The sequence below is a fragment of the Oscillatoria sp. HE19RPO genome (genome assembly GCF_024220515.1).
Taxonomy (GTDB): domain Bacteria; phylum Cyanobacteriota; class Cyanobacteriia; order Cyanobacteriales; family Laspinemataceae; genus Laspinema.
Map to the genome: position 1 here is coordinate 1 of NZ_JAMXOT010000013.1, position 17599 is coordinate 17599.

The window sequence follows — 17599 nt, forward strand, 5'->3', positions numbered from 1 at the left end:
CGACGTTTTATAATACCAAATCCGGTTGTGAAAGCAATCTTTAACCCGCACCCTAAAGGGTGGGGCTATACGGACAAAGCCCGCCTGCGCGGGCTAAAGAGAAAATCGACGTTTTATAATACCAAATCCGGTTGTGAAAGACCTAACAATACTCTTGAGCCTGCGTAGGCAGGCTTCGTCTGTATAGCCCCACCCTTTAGGGTGCGGGTTTTTATTATACCCCGATTTGGCATAAGACCCAAGCAACAGCCGAAAAATTAGAACTGGCGTTCAACTTTGAGGGGTTCTTGATGAGTTAGGGTGGGGAGGCGATCGCTTAAATCTAGCCAGGGTTGCAATTGACCCGCCTGAAAAGTGCGACTCATCACCACATAAATTGAGGTTTGGTCTCCCCCAATTCCCACCGATTGAACATTCCGCCAAGACTCGGCTATTAATTCATCCGTAATCTGCCATTTTCCATCTTCCCACCGCAAGCGTCGGATAAATTTAAATGGGGCTTTTTCCTTTCCGGTAATCAGCATTTTTTGCAACAATTTCCGAATCAAATTAGGAAAAAATCGGCCTACTGTGAGCATCACCACTCGCAAAATCAACAAATTCACCGGGTTCATTTGCTTTTGCTTGGCCCAACCCAATTGACCTTGAATTAAAATTTCATTGGTTTCAATGTGATAATCATAGCGGTCAATTAAATGTCCTACAGCATTTTTTATCCGGTTTCCTTGGGAGACTTGAAGCGAAAATTGGGTGTCGGAGGCGAGCAATTTACCTTCTCGAAAAAACTTAAAAACTCCCCCTTTATTTAAAGCCAAATATAACTCAGTTTTGTCTCTACGGTCTATCAATAATTGTGCCTCTTTTAACCAAATTTTTCCCGAAGGGCGAGGCGGCAAAGCCGGTCGATTTTCTACAAAATCGCGCCATGCTAATAAATAACTCCAAGTATGATGTCCAATAATATGGTCATCGGCATAACAGGGAACTAAACCTGCTGCGATGCCTTTTAAAAATAAATCATTAATGGCTAACGCTTCAGGCATCCATTTTCCCACCCATTCAAAGCCATGCGGGAAAAAATTATAAGTATTCCGACTCGCATATTCTCCCCCATAAGACCCATCAGGATGGATAAATTGAGTGGCGAGTTCCACTGCTTTAATCAAGGATTCTTTTAGACGCGGGTCAGGGGAGAGTTCATAAAGTCGGGCTAAACAAGCAATGGTCAGGGTATGATAACCGGGGTCACAGCCTTCATATTCCTGAAACCACCCTTCGGAACTTTGCCAGGATAAAACCCGTTCGATTCGTTCAGTTTTAGCCTGATTCCAGCGGTCAGTTTCTAATAGACGAGAAAGCAGGTCTAAACATAAAGCAATTAAGGCTTGATGGTTTGTGAGTTGACCACTTTCGTGATGATTTGCTAACCCGGTAGCGCGATGTTCAAAAAATTTCAGCAGTTCAAAATTGTTCAGATTTAGGAGTGTGTAACTTTCCAAACAAGCCAATAGGGAAAAAGCCGCAGCACCACTGGCTCTTTCGTAGGGAAAATAATCATCACAAGAACCATCAGAATGAGCCGAATGAGCAGCATAAAGGATTCCTGCTTCTACCCAGTCCCGAAGTGCGGTTTGCTGATAAAATGGGTTATCCGGTAAATTCGTTTGGTAGGCTAATGCCAGGGGCCAAACAAATTCCTGAGCCATGCCACTGGGAAAATCGATAATTTTATAATGCCAGAAATTGCGGTCAAAACAGCCATAGGTGGGACTATGGGGGTTGCGATCGCACAGGGTCAGGATTTTCGGAATTTGAGCGATCGCAGTTTGGGCAAATAAATCTCTACTCATGGTTACCAGGAATTCAGGAAGGGCCGGAGTTTCCCCTAATTTTAAACCCGAGGGGGTGCGGTTGAACCCTGATGGGTAAAAGTTTGTTTCCCCAGGATTTGATGGAGTGACGCGGTTCACCGAGGGAGGGTCAGGATGGAACGTTCGTCATCTGAGCAATCTCCATCCCTTGAATCGAGGCATCCGGTGAACCGCCTCTAAAATCTTTCAGCAAGCAGCCAATCCAGAGCGTCTGCTATATTAAGAAAAACGCTGATAAATCTGACATTATGAATCGACCGACCGATCCATCCCCTGCACCTTTAAATTCTCATGAACTGCCACCGCCTACAGCCGATGGAGTTGACGTTGCTAATCCAGAAGTTGGGAGTCCCCAGCAGCCGGAAAATCTTCCCAACTCTAACGTTTCTGCAACAAAACAAGCCTTTAAACGGCTGTATATAATTTTAATCGTTATTGGCCTGAGTATTGGGGTTGTAGCGGCGATCGGCGTGGTTAATCTGTTGAATCGTTGGGGCCTAACTCAACCCCCGCCGCCAGTGGAAGAAACCAACAGCTAAACTCAAAAAATTCCCAGACATCTGGAGCATTATATCATGTTGGGTCGATCGCCCAGAGTGACCTAACCCCCCAACCCCCTTCCCTGAGAGGGAAGGGGGAGAAGAGGAAGAAATAGTTTTTTAAGTTAATCCACCCGACTTGATATTAGGAATCTGAATCAGGCTGCATTAGTCGAGAAGGCGATGCAGCTTTTATCTTTCTACCGATAGAGCGAAAGGTCATTCTAAAGGGTGAGGGATTTTCTCCGAGATTGTGGATATCCTAGGAAGGATAGAAACCCGTTTTTAACCCCTTTATTTTACCACAATTCTCAGAAAAATCACGTCAATTTTAATGAATTGTAAAGAGAGGAAGCATGGTATTCAATCCACAGAAACGAGCGGTTGGATTATTCCCTAGTATGGAAAAAGCCGCAGTCGCTCTGTGCGACCTAAAATCCGCAGGCTTTCCGATGAAAAACATTTCTGCGATCGCCCGAAAACGGAATCAAATTCGGTGGATTACTCCCAATCCAATGGAACTAAAAACCCTTGATCATCCACTGCCAGCCACCGGACTTGCCGGTGCTCTAACCGGGGGAAGTTTAGGGATGGTTCTGGGGTTGCTGGTTAGCCTCAGCATCCTAGCACTTTCTGGGATTGGACCGCTCCTCCTGGCGGGGGTGGAAGTGGCAACCGCAGGGACGGTTTTGGTTGCCGGAGGGGCGATCGGTGCTGCGACTGGGGGTCTCGTGGGTCGTTTGATGGCTTATGGGATGTCCACCGATCGCGCTCACCGCTATTGGGAACGGGTGATCCAAGGGGATTACCTGCTGATTCTCACCGGCAGCGATCGCGAAATTGCCCTTGCCAGTCGCATTTTAAACGCTCGCGGTATCCAAGAGTGGGAAATCCACGAGCGATCGCCCAGCAGAAGCACTCTGCTCTCGGACTAACTCACTTTTCAACGGGGTCAGTTGTGCGATTAAAATCCGTCGGAAATCCGGCAGGGCGATCGGCCCACTGACCCGTATTTAACACCAAATGGAGGTCAATTATGACTGTAGATGAACTTAGACGTGCTGTAGGCGTTTTCGAGCGTTATGAAGATGCTGAAGCCGCTTTTCACCAACTCCGACAAGCAGGCTTTTCCCTGAATCACCTCTCTATTATTGCGCCGGACCTCCCCCGGTCCCGGAATTCAGGAGAGACTAACATGAACTCTCACCTCACAATGGGAGATGCTGCCGCCAATCCCGCACCCCCTAGCCACACCACCGACGCCTCCGGCACCCTTGCCGAAGAAGGGGCTGCCACGGGTGCCGTAGCCGGGGGAACCGTCGGGGGCTTTATCGGCTTGCTGCAAGCCCTAGCCGCCTTATCCATTCCCGGAATCGGACCCGTACTCGTCGGAGGGACCGTGGCATCCATCCTGATGAATACCCTAGCCGGAGGTGCGATCGGGGCCGCAGCAGGCGGTTTAGTCGGGGCATTAGCGGGTTTAGGTATCCCCGAAGAACAGGCCAAAATCTATAACGATCGCCTCTCCCAAGGCCACTATTTACTAATCGTTGAAGGCTCAGTTTATGAAATAGAACGAGCCGAAGAAATCCTAACCGGAAGAGGTATCCAAGAATGGGGGATTTATCATTTTCCTGGCGAACCGATTGTTAATCCCGCTGCCATGCCCACGGTTCCTCCAGTTAATTCACCCAATCACCCTTCTTTAACGGGTCAAAGTTCGTTCCCTAATCCTAGAATTCCCTAACCCATTCCTAATCCCCCTGAACCCGCACCCTAAAGGGTGGAGGCTCACAGGACAAAGCCCGCCTGCGCGGGCTAAGAATTCCCTCACCGATTCCTATTCCTAATCCCCCTGAACCCGCACCCTAAAGGGTGGGGCTATACGGACAAAGCCCGCCTGCGCGGGCTAAGAATTCTCCAAAACCTCGTGACATGGCTTCAGCCATGTCACGCAAAATCAGCGGCTCTGCCGCCTAAAATTCTCCTGAAATTATAACTAAATAAAACCCATAAACCTCTTCCCTAAACAGTTATCGCAATGACCACATCGCATCCCTTTAGCCTCCTGTCCAAACCCAAAGGCTTCTAATAAAAACTGCCACCGACAGCGCCGGGTAAACAGAAACTGCTTCATCTGTTGACTCGGATGAGCGGCAGATAAACCCGGAGAAGCACCCGAACGAGTAATCCGATAATGAAATGGATCGCGCCATTGTAACTGACCCATACTATGCAACAAAGATAAGGCGATCGCTCCATCGGGATACTGTTCGGAAATTTGATTAATATTCCCCTGACTTGGTAACTTTTTCATCAAATTTTGAGCGCGGCGATAGAGCGTTTGTTGTTGCGTTTTCACAAATTGTCGCTGATGTTCATCTTGAGGGTCTAACCATCCCGTACATTCACTGATTAAAGAAAGCGCAATTGCCGGTTTCCCATCTCGACCAGCACGGCCCACTTCTTGAATATATTCTGATAATAAAGCCGGAGTTTGATAATGTAAAACCCACCGGACATTGGGTTTATTCACCCCCATCCCAAAGGCACAAGTACAGACCACAAATTGCAGAGAATCGCCAATCCAATTGCTTTCAAGACTACGGCGTTCCTCCCCACTCAAACCGCCATGATAGGCAGAGGTTTTGCATCCTTGTTGGCGGAACCAAGTTGCCAATTCTTCCGCATCCCGCCGAGTTCTCACATAGACTAAACCCGACTGTAAACCTTGAGACTGGATAAACTGTAACATCCGTTGCCGACGTCCTCGGGGAGTCCAAGCAATTTGAATCTGTAAATTGAGATTGGACCGATAAGGACTGAGTAAAAATTGGTTGGGTTTCTGTAATTTTAACACCGATTGAATGGTTTTCTGAGCAGTCGGGTCAGCGGTTGCCGTAAACGCGGCGATCGCCAGTTTAGAACCCGCTGGTTTTGATTTCAAAAGGGCGGGACGAACTGCACCCAAACGCCGATAGGCGGGGCGAAAGGTATCCCCCCATTGCACTAAACAATGTGCTTCATCTAAAATCATCCCATTAATCGGTAATTCCGGTGCTAATAACCGCTGCCAAACCGGGGGACTTAGTAACGTTTCTGGGGAGAGATATAATAACCGTAATTGATTGTTTTCTAGGGCGTTTAGGGTGGCTTTGCGCTGTTTTGTGGGAACTTCCCCATGTAGGAGTGCCGCATCTAAGTGGCGATCGCGCAGTTCTTGCACTTGATTTTCCATCAATGCCACCAATGGCGACACCACCAGGGTTAATCCGGTTTGCAGTAACGCCGGGAGTTGAAAGCAAATCGACTTCCCCCCACCCGTGGGTAAGACAATCAGCGCATCTTTCCCCTGCAACAGAGTTTGCACAATTTCTCCCTGGGGACTTCTAAAATCATCGTATCCCCAAATTTCACGGAACTTATCCCGGACCTGATTCCAGGATGCACTATGATGGCGGTCCATTTGCAAGACAGGTTATGTTAAAGATAGGACAGTTATTCATTTTACCGGATTTAGCTTATGCAGCTAGAAATTATCGCCCATCGTGGATACTCCAGTATCGCCCCAGAAAACACCCTCGCCGCATTTTTGGCAGCGATCAAACATCAGGCGGATTCCATCGAGTTGGATGTGCAGTTAAGTGCCGATGGAGTGCCAATGGTGATTCACGATTCCACCTTAACCCGCACCACAGGAATTCGAGGCAAAGTTAGGAAGAAAACCTTAGAACAAATTAAGCACCGAGAAGCGGGTTCGTGGTTTGATTGGCGCTTTAAGGGGGAAGCGATTCCCACCTTAGAAGAGGCATTAATGGCTTTGCAAGACATCAAAAAGTTTATCTATATTGAAGTCAAAACTCATTCTTATTGGACTGATAAAAAGATAGATGAATTGATTGAGATGCTGATTAAACATCAGTTTGAAAATCGATGTATCATTGCCTCTTTCAATGCTTCCTTTATCGACCGGGTGCGGGAACGGAGTGAGAATTTTTTATTTGCCTATCTGGTAGCCAATCGGACTGCATTCCGCAGACAATTAGCCAAAGCAGCACAAGCGGGGAATACGGTGATGATGAGCAAGTATAAACTGTTAATTAAAAATCCCGCATTAATTAACCTCAGTCGTCAACAAGGAGTCGATATCGTGGCTTGGACCGTCGATAAGCCTAAAGACTTAGAAAGATTGCTTGAATTAGGCGTGGTGCGAATTGCCACAAACTGTTTATTGCCAGAAATGTTAAACCTCAAAATTCACTAGGGGTTTCTTAACTCTTGCCAATTTTCCTCTAAATGATTTAAAATAGTCAAATTACTTCACGTTTCAAGACAACTAACATGACTCTACTTCATTCTGACAATCGTTGGGAATTTTGGATCGATCGCGGGGGGACTTTTACCGATGTAGTGGCCAAGCGTCCCGATGGGCAATTGATTGTACATAAAGTGCTATCAGAAAATCCGGAACGATACAAAGATGCGCCGGTCCAAGGGATACGAGAACTGATGGGCATTACCGGGGATGAACCCATACCCATTGACCAAATTGGGGCGATTAAAATGGGGACAACCGTTGCCACCAATGCCTTATTAGAACGCAAAGGCGATCGCACAGTTTTGGTGATTACCAAAGGATTTAAAGATGCCCTGAGAATCGGCTATCAAAACCGCCCGAATATCTTCGCCCGGGAAATTTTGTTACCCGAAATGCTCTATGAACAAACCATCGAGGTAGAAGAACGCTACAGCGCCCACGGAGAAGAATTACAACCCGTTAACGAACCGCCTTTAATTCAAGCATTACAAGCGGCGTATGAAAGCGGAATTAGAAGTTGTGCAATTGTTTTGATGCATGCATATCGCTATCCCCAACATGAACAACAAATTGCTAAACTCGCCCAAAATATTGGATTTACTCAAGTCTCCGTTTCTCACGAAGTTAGTCCGTTAATGAAGCTTGTGAGTCGGGGAGATACCACCGTTGTGGATGCTTATCTGTCCCCAATTTTGCGTCGCTATGTCGATCGCGTTTCCGGAGAACTTTCTTCTAATCCCGATGCCTTAGATCAGCGGTTGATGTTCATGCAATCCAATGGCGGGTTAACCAATGCGCGCCAATTTCAAGGCAAAGATAGCATTTTATCCGGTCCTGCCGGTGGGATTGTTGGGGCGGTAGAAACCAGCAAAAAGGCTGGATTTGAGAAAATTATCAGCTTTGATATGGGCGGAACTTCCACCGATGTGGCCCATTATAATGGCGAATACGAACGTGAATTTGAAACAGAAATTGCCGGAGTGCGATTAAGAACTCCAATGATGTCCATTCATACCGTTGCTGCCGGTGGCGGGTCAATCCTGTTTTTTGATGGGTCACGGTATCGCGTCGGTCCGGAGTCTGCCGGGGCCAATCCCGGCCCTGCTTCCTATCGCAAAGGAGGACCATTAACCGTTACCGATTGTAACGTGATGTTAGGGAAAATTCAACCGCAATTTTTCCCGAAAGTTTTTGGAATTAATGGAGATTTACCCTTAGATTCTGACATTGTTCGGGACAAGTTCAACCAAATGGCCCAACAGATTAAACAGGCAACGGGAGATGACCGACTTCCGGAACAAGTTGCTGCCGGATTCCTGGCGATCGCTGTTGAAAATATGGCCAATGCCATTAAAAAAATCTCCCTGCAACGGGGATATGATGTCTCCGAATATACCCTCTGTTGCTTTGGCGGGGCCGGAGGTCAACACGCCTGTCAAATTGCCGACACCTTGGGCATGAAACGGGTATTTATTCATCCCTTTGCTGGCGTTTTATCCGCCTATGGCATGGGATTAGCCGACATTCGCACCATCCGCCAACGGGCCGTAGAAGCTCCTTTAACCGCTGAATTGCTGACCCAGTTGCAAAGCGAATTATCCCAACTGGAAGCAGAAGGAAAAGCCGAATTAAGCCAGAATAGTGAGGGTACAGGCGAACTCGTTTCCGTTGCCAAACTGCATCTGAAATACCAAGGCACCGACTCCACCTTAATTATCGATTTTGCTGACAATCCAGCCACCCTCAAAGCGGCATTTGAAGCGGAACACCGTCAACGGTATGGATTCATCAAAGAAGACAAATCCTTAATCGTAGAAACAGTTTCCGTTGAAGTAGTCCAGCAGATGACACCCCCCGAGGAACCCACCGTTCCCCGACGCTCATCAGCCGTTCCCTCCTCGATTGCCACCGTCCCCATGTACGATGGCGATTCCTGGCAGGAAACGCCGGTGTTTGAACGCCAATCATTGCAACCGGGAGACACGATTAATGGACCGGCTTTAATCATAGAAAAAACCGGCACAAATGCCATCTCCTGCGGTTGGCAAGTGGAAATCACCGACCGGAATTACTTAGTCTTAAACCGGGTTTCCACTGCGGAACAGCCTCGGATAGAAACTCAGGCGATCGCCGCCACAAATCCGGACCCCGTTCTCCTAGAAATCTTCAACAATTTGTTCCGCGCCATCGCCGAACAAATGGGGATTACCTTACAAAATACCTCCTCTTCCGTCAACATCAAAGAACGCCTAGATTTCTCCTGCGCCGTCTTTGACCGCGCCGGTCAACTCGTGGCAAATGCCCCTCATATTCCCGTGCATTTAGGCTCAATGAGTGAAAGCGTAGAAGCCTTAATGAACGACAAAGGTAAAACCGTTAAACCTGGGGATGTTTATGTGTCCAATAATCCCTATAATGGCGGCACTCACCTCCCGGATATTACCGTCATTACCCCAGTTTTTGATAATGCCGGGAAAGACATTCTATTTTACGTCGCCTCCCGGGGACATCATGCGGATATTGGCGGCATTACCCCTGGTTCCATGCCACCCCATAGCAAAACCGTGGTGGAAGAAGGGGTATTATTGGATAACGTTCAAATCGTCAAAGCTGGAAAATTTCTAGAATCCCACATCTTAGAAATTCTCACCAATGCCGAATATCCAGCGCGAAATACGGACCAAAACATTGCCGATTTACAAGCGCAAATTGCCGCCAACGAACGGGGGGTGCAAGAACTCCAAAAAATGGTGGAATACTATGGTCTAAAAACCGTAGAATCCTATATGGGATATGTCCAGGACAATGCCGAAGAATCCGTGCGACGGGCGATTGCTGTGCTCAAAAATGGCGAATTTACCTACTCAATGGATGATGGAGGAGAAATTCACGTTAAAATTAGCATTGATAAAAATAGCCGCAGTGCCACCATTGATTTCACCGGCACATCGGAGCAACTCAATAGCAATTTTAACGCCCCCGCAGCGGTTTGTAAAGCGGCAGTGTTGTATGTGTTTCGCACCTTAGTAGACGATAACATTCCGCTGAATGCCGGATGTCTGAAACCCCTAGAGATTATTATCCCCAAAGGCAGCTTACTCAACCCCTGTTATCCAGCAGCAGTGGTGGCGGGAAATGTCGAAACCTCTCAGGCGATCGTGGATGCATTATACCTCGCCCTAGGGGTGATGGCAGCATCCCAAGGCAGCATGAATAACTTCACCTTTGGCAGCGATCGCCATCAATATTACGAAACCATTTGTGGTGGTTCCGGTGCCGGTCCTAACTTCCACGGAACCGACGCCATCCAAACCCACATGACCAATTCCCGCCTCACGGATCCTGAAGTTTTAGAATGGCGATTCCCCGTCCGGTTAGAAAGCTTTTCCATTCGCGAAAATAGCGGCGGAAAAGGGCAATATACCGGAGGAAATGGAGTCATTCGCCGCCTGCGATTTCTGGAACCGATGACGGCAGCTATTTTATCCAATCACCGCCGCATTCCTCCAGCAGGATTAAATCAAGGAGGCGATGGGGCGATCGGGCATAATTTAGTAGAACGCACCGATGGTACAATTGAAGAATTAGGCAGCACCAGTGCGGTTCAAATGAATCCCGGAGATATCTTCGCCATTCAAACCCCAGGAGGTGGAGGTTATGGTAGTCTAACTTCTGATTAAGTCAATTGAGATAAGAGGGGAAAATTTTCCTCTTACGATTCCGACAGGGTGGGATAATTTATGAATTATCCCACCACCTAGATTAAAATTGATAATAATATTGACAATAATAAAGGATGAAAATGAGAGGTGAATCACCCGGTTCAGTTACTAAACTCCTGCCGCCAAACGGACTTTGACGGAATTGCTGTCCCACTTTTGCTGGTGCTTATGCCAAGCGTAGGGCATTTCATCCCAGATTTTTTCATCCAGTAATCGACCGTTTGCTTTAGGGGTTCTGCCACCGACTTGCTTAAAGAAAAAGGCCACTCCAGATTCCTGGCATTGTTGGCGGATACTTTGCGCCCATTCTAGTTTCATGGGGCGGTGTTTTGGTCCGGATTCGCCGCCAACAATTACCCAATGAATGTCTGTCAGGTCAAGTTGCAAAGGCCCTAAAAGCGGTTCACAGGACAGGAACCTCACCGTTGCCGGAACTTGGCGCAAATAGTCAACCCGCTGAACATAGTTTTGATTTTCAACCGAAACACCCATCCAAACATTTTCCGGCCATTTTAATTCCGGTGCAAGCTGTAGCAAACGTTCATGACGTTTGGTCAAAATTTGATAAATATGCCAAGGCGTTTTTTCCATCACCTCAAAGACATTTTTAAGGAAATCCAGAGGAACGTCTTCATGGAATAAGTCACTCATTGAATTGACGAAAATTCGACTCGGTTTTCGCCAACGTTTCGGTTCTTCTATCCGTTCTGGATGTAGCGTTAAGTCAAATCCATTGGGGAAATTGGTATGAAACCGCTTGGTGAGGGCTTCTGCATAGCAATGAGTGCATCCCGGGCTGATTTTTGTGCAGCCTGTAGTGGGATTCCAGGTTCTATCGGTCCACTCTATTCCTGTATGAATACTCGACATAAAATTTATTTCCTAATCAAACAACGACTTATTTTTTCAGCCATCCCTAAAGGGTTTAATCCTATTTTATCTCAAATTGACGGAAAAATCAAGCAACTTCAGGACTTACGATTACTTTGGATACGGAACCCTATCTGTAGAGGCGATTCGCGAATCGCCTCTACAGATGAGGTAATGCGGAAGTCCCAAACTTAATAGTTTTTTATTTCAATAACGTCCCTCATGATGGATTAAAATTTTGCCAGAGGTCTATCTTCTAAAATTTTGACCGATCGCCAACCCAGGGGAGTTGATAAGACCCGTTAACGCCAAAATCCCTCCTAGGTAGCTTTCCCACTCCCAAGATACTCTGCTAACCTATAAGGTGTAGCCCTATTATGGCATCATAGGAGATAAGGATTTGAAGAATCAGTACGCGCAAAATATCCAAGCGATCACCATTGGAATTGTCTTAGCTTTAATCCTGTTGCTGGGATCGAGTTCTTTTGTGATTATCAACCCAGGGGAGGCAGGAGTGCTCAGTATTCTAGGTAAATCTCGCGATGGCGCTTTACTGGAAGGAATTCATATCAAACCGCCCTTGATTTCAAAGGTGGATGTGTATGATGTGACGGTGCAAAAGTTTGAAGTGCCTGCTAAAAGTGCCACCCGCGATTTACAGGATTTGACGGGACGATTTGCGATTAACTTCCGTCTGGACCCCACTCAAGTGGTGACGATTCGCCGAACTCAAGGGTCTTTGGAGAATATTGTTGCGAAAATTATTGCACCTCAAACTCAGGAATCGTTTAAAATAGCAGGTGCTAAAAAAACCGCAGAAGAATCGATTACTCAACGGAGTGCTTTGAAGGAAGATTTTGATAATGCTCTAAGTGGTCGATTAGAAAAATATGGGGTGATTGTCATTGATACCAGTGTGATTGATTTGAATTTTTCAACGGACTTTGCTAAGGCGGTTGAAGAGAAGCAAATTGCTGAACAACGGGCGCAACGAGCGGTTTATATTGCGCGGGAAGCGGAACAAGAAGCCCAAGCCGATATTAATCGCGCTCAAGGTCGATCGGAAGCACAACGGCTGTTAGCCGAGACTTTAAAAGCCCAAGGGGGTGAGTTAGTGCTTCAGAAAGAAGCGATTCAAGCTTGGCGAGAAGGAGGCGCTCAAATGCCGAAGGTGTTGGTGTTAGGAAAGGATGCTCCCCGGGTTCCTTTTCTGTTTAATCTTGGAAATGTTGAAGGTGATTCTTAATTTTTAAGAAATAGACTCTTATCCCCCTTGTAATAAAGGGGGAATTCAGGTAAATTATTGAACCTTTTGAAGCGCATCAAATAAGGTGATTAAGGCTTCTTGAGCGGTGGATTTGCCGACGCCATAACAAGCGCGTTTCCGCCATGCGATCGCCGGGAGATGACCCCGTACAGCGTCTAAGGAAAAGTCGAGTTCATCATAGTAAATCCAGTTGTCCTGGACCCGCCATCGGACGCGATCGCAAAATTCAGTATAATCCCCTTGGACGGTTTCCCAAATTTGCTGTTGAACTCTCAATCCAAACTGACCATGACTATAGTAATCCCAAATCCAATCCAGGGTGGCTAAATCGGTTTTTGGAAACCTTTGTAAGTCTTCTAAGCTTAACCACCCTTCCTCTTCTCGCACTGCTGCCTTGAGGGCGATCGCCCAGGTTTCTTCATCCGCTTTTCTCCATTTGCCTTTGGAGAGTAAATTCATTAACCGACTGTAATCAATTCCCACCTCAGAACTGGGATAAAAGGGTTCCGCAGTCTCTTCCGGAATGGGGGGAACGGCACTCCCCTGCATCCAGTCCGAAACTTGCCCTAATACGGTTTCAATCTGCGGGAAATTAACCCCCTGTAAATAAGTCGAAATCCATTCTAACTGAGATTGGAGATATGCTCGTTCTTCTCGGGCTTCTTGTAATTGAGTCGTGACTTGATTAAACCGTTCATTAAACTGATTTTCCAATTGGGATAATCTCTCGGACTGACTCGCATTTGCTGCCGGATGCTGATGATTAAATTCCCCTTGCATTTGGTGACGCATCCACATTTTTCTCGCCCAGTCTATCTGGATTTGTTGTTTGGCTAAAAACGCTTTTCTGAGTTTGCTGGATGGACTGCCGGGAACTGGGGTCAAATCCCATCCACACTGAGAACAGCGTTGATGTTCTTCCTCTAAATATTCCGTATCGCAAACCGGACAGTGATTTATCATATTTTATCAAAATCTGAGTCAGAATTTAGATTATAAAAAAAGACTCCCCTCCCCTATTTAAAGGAGTGCGAGCATCTTGCTCGCTATTGTTCTAGCGAGCAAGATGCTCGCACTCCCCTCCCATGTAAGCGAATAACTAACTGTGGGAACCGCTATATTTACGATTCAAATTAGCTCAAAACGCCAGATTGAGTCACATTTAAAATGATTCCGACTAAGGAACCGAGGAGCAGAATCATGTAGGTTAAGGAACTAATGGCAAAGCCGATTGTTCGTTTTTCAGCCGCTTGGTAATATCCCCAAGCGTAAATAATCCGTCCTAGGACCCAAACTCCCCCGATCGCCGCCGCCCAAATCGGACTGACAAACACTGAAAAAATCCATAAAGCAGGCAAGAATGCAATCAGTTGTTCTAGGGTGTTTTCATGGACCCGCACCGCTCTTTCAAAATCTGGATTTCCTGACATGGCTGGGGGCATGATTTTGTATTTAGCTCTGGCACGACCGACATTAATCGTGACAACAAAGTAAACAATTAAGGCAGCAACGGTGACTAAACTGGGCCAAGGCGATATCATAGGGTAACCTCTATTTGACGGAGAAATAGACTGATTTTATCTCGCTTTAAATTATGACATAATTGGGGACAGGGGGAAAGCATGACCGGCAACAATTTTGGATTGAATGACAACAGTCCCCTTCCCTCCTCAGTTAAGGGCTAATCCGGAGTTCGATTTCTGCTAGTCTCTCTTCCACTGTGCTGATGCGTTCTTTGAGTTCGATCGCCAAGATAGCGAGGTTATCAAATTGTTGGGCGAGGGAAGGGTCATTCGGTTGTCTGGGTGTGGGCACTGACGGAGACTCTTCCTGGGGTTGGGGACGAGAAATCGGGGGAGAAGCGGCAGGTTGTCTTGCCAATCTAGCCACGTCAGATTGTAAGCGATTGATTTGCGATCGCAGGCTGAAAATTTCGGATTCTAAGCGCGCAATCCGAGTCGCATCGGCAATTGAGCCTTGTGCCGATGTTCCGGTAAATACCAGCAATAAAGTTAATCCAAAAATGAGAATAATTCGATAAATTGGGGTCAGCATGATATAATTTCCTAAACGTTTATCCCTTTCTATTTTATCGGGTTGGCTCGAAAACTGCTGAATCCCAATGGACTTGTGTTTAGTGATGCGGGTATCGTATAATTCAATATGCAAAAACCCGCACCCTTAAGGGTGGGGCTATACGGACGAAGCCTGCCTTCGCAGGCTAAAATAAATATGAATTGCCAGCAAACCCAATTAGCGGTGGCAGAGTCTTATTTGCGAGAGGCTGTAGCCCCGAATGCGACTATTTTAGACCAGGACCCAGAGGCCCTTAAAACTGCCTTAGCAGGATTGGGCAGTCGTCATTTGTTGGGGTTAAAACTGCCCGAACCCTGGGGAACTGGGGATCCGCAAATGGCTTGGGAAATTCAGGAGGCGACTGCCCGCTACTCTGGTGCATTAGGGTTTTTACAAACTCAGCATCAAAGTGCCGGAAGCGCGATTAGTCGCAGTCAGAATCAGGCATTGAAAGCGGAATATCTGCCCCATTTAGCTACAGGAAATCGCTTGTTAGGGATTGGTTTTTCTCATCTGCGACGGCAGGGTAATCCTTTAGTCAAAGCCTTACCTATTAAAGGGGGATTTCTGCTTTCGGGAACTGTGCCTTGGGTGACGGGATTTGGAATTTTTACTGAAGTAGTATTGGGAGCAGAATTGCCCGATCGCAGGGCAGTTTATGGAATCATTCCCTTGGTGAATTGCCAAGAAACCGGGGCGAAAATTACCTGGAATGCGCCGATGTCTTTGGCGGCAATGCAATCGACTCAAACGGTGAGTGGCGTTCTGGAACAGTGGTTTTTGCCCGAGGAACGGGTGTTATTTATACAACCGGCGCTTGGGATTCATGAAAGCGATCGCAAAAATGTGTTGAATAATAGTGCTTTAATCTTAGGATGCGCCCGCGCCGGATTAGATATTATTGAGGCGATCGCCCAGAAAAAACCCCTCCCCTTTATCTCTGCTGCCTATAATGTCCTGAATCGCGAACTGCTTACCTGTCGCCACCAAATCCAGCAGTTAATGTTCCATCAATCCCGGGAGGAACTGGATACTTGGTATTCCCAGGCGTTATCCTTGCGGGTGCAAGGGATTGATTTAGCCTATCGATCGGCGCAAGGTGCGATTACGGTTTGTAGTGGCGCGTCCAATTTGGCGGACTCTCAGGCGGGAAGGGTATATCGAGAAGCCCTAGTTTTTGGGGTATCTGGGCAAACTTCAGGGGTGATGGAGGCAACTTTGGCCCAATTGATGCGATCGCCGTGAATCAGCGCGCAAATTTGTTTACAATTAAGATAAATTCACTCAGGTAAACTGGCTTAATCATGGAAAAATTTGTCACAGATATTCGGGTGCGACATTATGAAATGGATGCTTTGGGTCATGTCAATAATGCCAGTTATCAACATTATTTAGAAGATGTGGGAATTCAACATTCAGAATATCTGGGGTTTTCCCTCAACCGCTATCGAGAATTAGGCGGATATTTTATCATGCGGCGAGTTACGATTGATTATTTACGTCCAGCGGTAGCGGGGGATATTTTAGCGATTACCACTTGGTTAGAAAAGTTGCGGGGGACTCGGGTTACTCGCCATTATGAAATCCGCAAGAAAGGCGAGTCGGATTTAGTGGTAACGGCAGAAGTGCTTTGGGTTTGGGTAGATGCGGTGACGATGCGCCCTAAAGCTATTCCCCAGGAATTTGTGATTGCTTATGAGCAATATCAGCAAGTTGGGATTGAATCAAATCAGGAGAAATAATGAGTGATTTATCGGTTAATTATAGTCAGATTGAAACGGCGGCGAGTCATTTGCGTGGGGTGGCCCACAAAACCCCGGTGATGACCTCCCGAACTGTGGATGAAATGACCGGAAATCGAGTGTTTTTTAAGTGTGAAAATTTCCAACGCACGGGGTCTTTTAAATTTCGGGGGGCATACCATGCTTTGGTGCAGTTATCCCCCGGGGAAAAGCAGCAAGGGGTACTGGCTTATTCTTCGGGAAATCATGCCCAGGCGATCGCCTTAGCGGCACAATTATTGGGGATGTCGGCCACAATTATTATGCCAGAAGATGCGCCGGAAGTCAAGCAACAGGCGACAAGGGGATATGGGCCCGAGGTGATTTTATATAACAAACATGAGATTTCCCGAGAGGATTTGGCGGCAACTCTGTCTCGCGATCGCGTCTTGACGGTGATTCCCCCTTACGACTGCGCGGAAGTGATTGCGGGACAGGGAACGACGGGGAAAGAGTTGATAGAAGAGGTGGGAGAATTAGACGCAATTTTGGTCTGTTGTGGCGGTGGAGGATTGCTTTCCGGTTGTGCGATCGCCGCTAAAACTTTATCCCCTGGATGTCGGGTAATCGGGGTTGAACCTGCCAATGCCGATGATGCGGCGCGATCGTTTCATAGTAAACAATTGCATCGAGTTCATAATCCGGATACCATTGCTGATGGGGCTCGCACTCCCTCTTTGGGGAAGTTAACTTTTCCTTTGGTTTTGCATTATGTGGATGACTTGGTAACTGTCTCGGAATCGGCTATTTTGCAGACGATGTTTTTTCTCTGGGAACGGATGAAAATTGTGGTCGAACCTACTGGCGCATTAGCAGCAGCAGCGTTATTAGAAGGCATTGTTTCTATGGGCGATAATCGGCGGGTTGGGGTGATTATTTCTGGGGGGAATGTGGATGTTCGGGCGATTTCTCGGATCAGCCTTTAAGTCTTTGAATCCAATGAAACTGAATGGATTTTACGGAATCCGGAAAGGACTGAAGTCGTTACTACGAACATTAGAGAAGATAACGACTGAAGTCGTTACTACGAACATTAGAGAAGATAACGACTGAAGTCGTTACTACGAACATTAGAGAAGATAACGACTGAAGTCGTTACTACGAACAAGTAAGGCTGAATTTTCTTTGTTTGTAGTAACGACTTCAGTCGTTTCC

General features: G+C 46.8%; 15 protein-coding genes. 9 read left to right on the forward strand and 6 right to left on the reverse strand.

Features of this window, described 5'->3' with window-relative positions; translation table 11 throughout:
- Positions 1-257 precede the first annotated feature (257 nt).
- Complete coding sequence (locus tag NG833_RS01635; RefSeq protein ID WP_254563591.1) at positions 258-1850, reverse strand: hypothetical protein; 1593 nt, start codon at positions 1848-1850, stop codon at positions 258-260.
- A 269-nt stretch (positions 1851-2119) separates the two neighbouring features.
- On the opposite strand from NG833_RS01635, the gene NG833_RS01640 reads away from it, so the two are divergent.
- From NG833_RS01640 to NG833_RS01650, 3 genes are all read left to right on the forward strand, one after another.
- Positions 2120-2410: a hypothetical protein gene (locus tag NG833_RS01640; protein ID WP_254563592.1), complete on the forward strand. Its 291-nt coding sequence runs from the start codon at positions 2120-2122 to the stop codon at positions 2408-2410.
- 452 nt (positions 2411-2862) lie between these two features.
- Positions 2863-3345, forward strand: a complete 483-nt coding sequence (locus tag NG833_RS01645; RefSeq protein WP_254563593.1) for a hypothetical protein — start codon at positions 2863-2865, stop codon at positions 3343-3345.
- 101 nt (positions 3346-3446) lie between these two features.
- Positions 3447-4157, forward strand: coding sequence for a DUF1269 domain-containing protein (locus NG833_RS01650; protein ID WP_254563594.1), 711 nt, complete (start codon positions 3447-3449; stop codon positions 4155-4157).
- A 252-nt stretch (positions 4158-4409) separates the two neighbouring features.
- On the opposite strand, the gene NG833_RS01655 is transcribed toward NG833_RS01650, so the two are convergent.
- Entirely contained in the window at positions 4410-5876 is a 1467-nt protein-coding gene (locus NG833_RS01655; protein WP_254563595.1) for an ATP-dependent DNA helicase RecQ, read from the reverse strand.
- A gap of 57 nt (positions 5877-5933) precedes the next feature.
- Between NG833_RS01655 and NG833_RS01660 the strand changes: the two genes are divergently transcribed.
- Both NG833_RS01660 and NG833_RS01665 read left to right on the forward strand, forming a co-directional pair.
- Positions 5934-6674 (forward strand): glycerophosphodiester phosphodiesterase family protein, encoded by a 741-nt coding sequence (locus NG833_RS01660; RefSeq protein WP_254563596.1) that lies wholly within the window; start codon positions 5934-5936, stop codon positions 6672-6674.
- 77 nt (positions 6675-6751) lie between these two features.
- Positions 6752-10408 carry a hydantoinase B/oxoprolinase family protein gene (locus NG833_RS01665; protein WP_254563597.1) on the forward strand — a complete coding sequence of 1219 codons (3657 nt, stop codon included), beginning with the start codon at positions 6752-6754 and terminating at the stop codon, positions 10406-10408.
- Positions 10409-10558: 150 nt separating this feature from the next.
- Here NG833_RS01665 and NG833_RS01670 read toward each other — a convergent pair whose 3' ends face one another.
- On the reverse strand, positions 10559-11320 hold the full coding sequence (locus NG833_RS01670) for a DUF5131 family protein (RefSeq protein WP_254563598.1): 762 nt from the start codon (positions 11318-11320) through the stop codon (positions 10559-10561).
- Positions 11321-11720: 400 nt separating this feature from the next.
- Here NG833_RS01670 and NG833_RS01675 point away from each other — a divergent pair, with 400 nt between their 5' ends.
- Positions 11721-12566 (forward strand): prohibitin family protein, encoded by an 846-nt coding sequence (locus NG833_RS01675; RefSeq protein ID WP_254563599.1) that lies wholly within the window; start codon positions 11721-11723, stop codon positions 12564-12566.
- 54 nt (positions 12567-12620) lie between these two features.
- Here NG833_RS01675 and NG833_RS01680 read toward each other — a convergent pair whose 3' ends face one another.
- The 3 genes from NG833_RS01680 to NG833_RS01690 all read right to left on the reverse strand — a co-directional run bounded on the left by NG833_RS01680 (position 12621) and on the right by NG833_RS01690 (position 14642).
- On the reverse strand, positions 12621-13550 hold the full coding sequence (locus NG833_RS01680; protein WP_254563600.1) for a GUN4 domain-containing protein: 930 nt from the start codon (positions 13548-13550) through the stop codon (positions 12621-12623).
- 170 nt (positions 13551-13720) lie between these two features.
- Positions 13721-14128 (reverse strand): MAPEG family protein, encoded by a 408-nt coding sequence (locus tag NG833_RS01685; RefSeq protein ID WP_254563601.1) that lies wholly within the window; start codon positions 14126-14128, stop codon positions 13721-13723.
- Positions 14129-14261: 133 nt separating this feature from the next.
- Entirely contained in the window at positions 14262-14642 is a 381-nt protein-coding gene (locus tag NG833_RS01690; RefSeq protein ID WP_254563602.1) for a hypothetical protein, read from the reverse strand.
- A gap of 177 nt (positions 14643-14819) precedes the next feature.
- Between NG833_RS01690 and NG833_RS01695 the strand changes: the two genes are divergently transcribed.
- From NG833_RS01695 to NG833_RS01705, 3 genes are read left to right on the forward strand one after another with little or no spacing between them, the layout of a single operon-like run.
- Positions 14820-15908 (forward strand): acyl-CoA dehydrogenase family protein, encoded by a 1089-nt coding sequence (locus NG833_RS01695; RefSeq protein ID WP_254563603.1) that lies wholly within the window; start codon positions 14820-14822, stop codon positions 15906-15908.
- A gap of 59 nt (positions 15909-15967) precedes the next feature.
- The gene (locus NG833_RS01700; RefSeq protein WP_254563604.1) at positions 15968-16405 is read left to right on the forward strand and encodes a thioesterase family protein; all 438 of its coding nucleotides are present in this window, start codon (positions 15968-15970) and stop codon (positions 16403-16405) included.
- Positions 16405-17370, forward strand: a complete 966-nt coding sequence (locus NG833_RS01705) for a threo-3-hydroxy-L-aspartate ammonia-lyase (protein WP_254563605.1) — start codon at positions 16405-16407, stop codon at positions 17368-17370. The genes NG833_RS01700 and NG833_RS01705 overlap by 1 nt, the downstream gene beginning before the upstream one ends.
- Positions 17371-17599 lie beyond the last annotated feature (229 nt).

Coding starts and splice junctions, on each gene's coding strand:
- NG833_RS01670 (WP_254563598.1), bottom strand. CDS start 11,320: ATGTCGAGTATTCATACAGGAATAGAGTGGACCGATAGAACCTGGAAT.
- NG833_RS01635 (WP_254563591.1), bottom strand. CDS start 1,850: ATGAGTAGAGATTTATTTGCCCAAACTGCGATCGCTCAAATTCCGAAA.
- NG833_RS01655 (WP_254563595.1), bottom strand. CDS start 5,876: ATGGACCGCCATCATAGTGCATCCTGGAATCAGGTCCGGGATAAGTTC.
- NG833_RS01695 (WP_254563603.1), top strand. CDS start 14,820: ATGAATTGCCAGCAAACCCAATTAGCGGTGGCAGAGTCTTATTTGCGA.
- NG833_RS01680 (WP_254563600.1), bottom strand. CDS start 13,550: ATGATAAATCACTGTCCGGTTTGCGATACGGAATATTTAGAGGAAGAA.
- NG833_RS01650 (WP_254563594.1), top strand. CDS start 3,447: ATGACTGTAGATGAACTTAGACGTGCTGTAGGCGTTTTCGAGCGTTAT.
- NG833_RS01690 (WP_254563602.1), bottom strand. CDS start 14,642: ATGCTGACCCCAATTTATCGAATTATTCTCATTTTTGGATTAACTTTA.
- NG833_RS01705 (WP_254563605.1), top strand. CDS start 16,405: ATGAGTGATTTATCGGTTAATTATAGTCAGATTGAAACGGCGGCGAGT.
- NG833_RS01665 (WP_254563597.1), top strand. CDS start 6,752: ATGACTCTACTTCATTCTGACAATCGTTGGGAATTTTGGATCGATCGC.
- NG833_RS01700 (WP_254563604.1), top strand. CDS start 15,968: ATGGAAAAATTTGTCACAGATATTCGGGTGCGACATTATGAAATGGAT.
- NG833_RS01645 (WP_254563593.1), top strand. CDS start 2,863: ATGAAAAACATTTCTGCGATCGCCCGAAAACGGAATCAAATTCGGTGG.
- NG833_RS01685 (WP_254563601.1), bottom strand. CDS start 14,128: ATGATATCGCCTTGGCCCAGTTTAGTCACCGTTGCTGCCTTAATTGTT.
- NG833_RS01640 (WP_254563592.1), top strand. CDS start 2,120: ATGAATCGACCGACCGATCCATCCCCTGCACCTTTAAATTCTCATGAA.
- NG833_RS01660 (WP_254563596.1), top strand. CDS start 5,934: ATGCAGCTAGAAATTATCGCCCATCGTGGATACTCCAGTATCGCCCCA.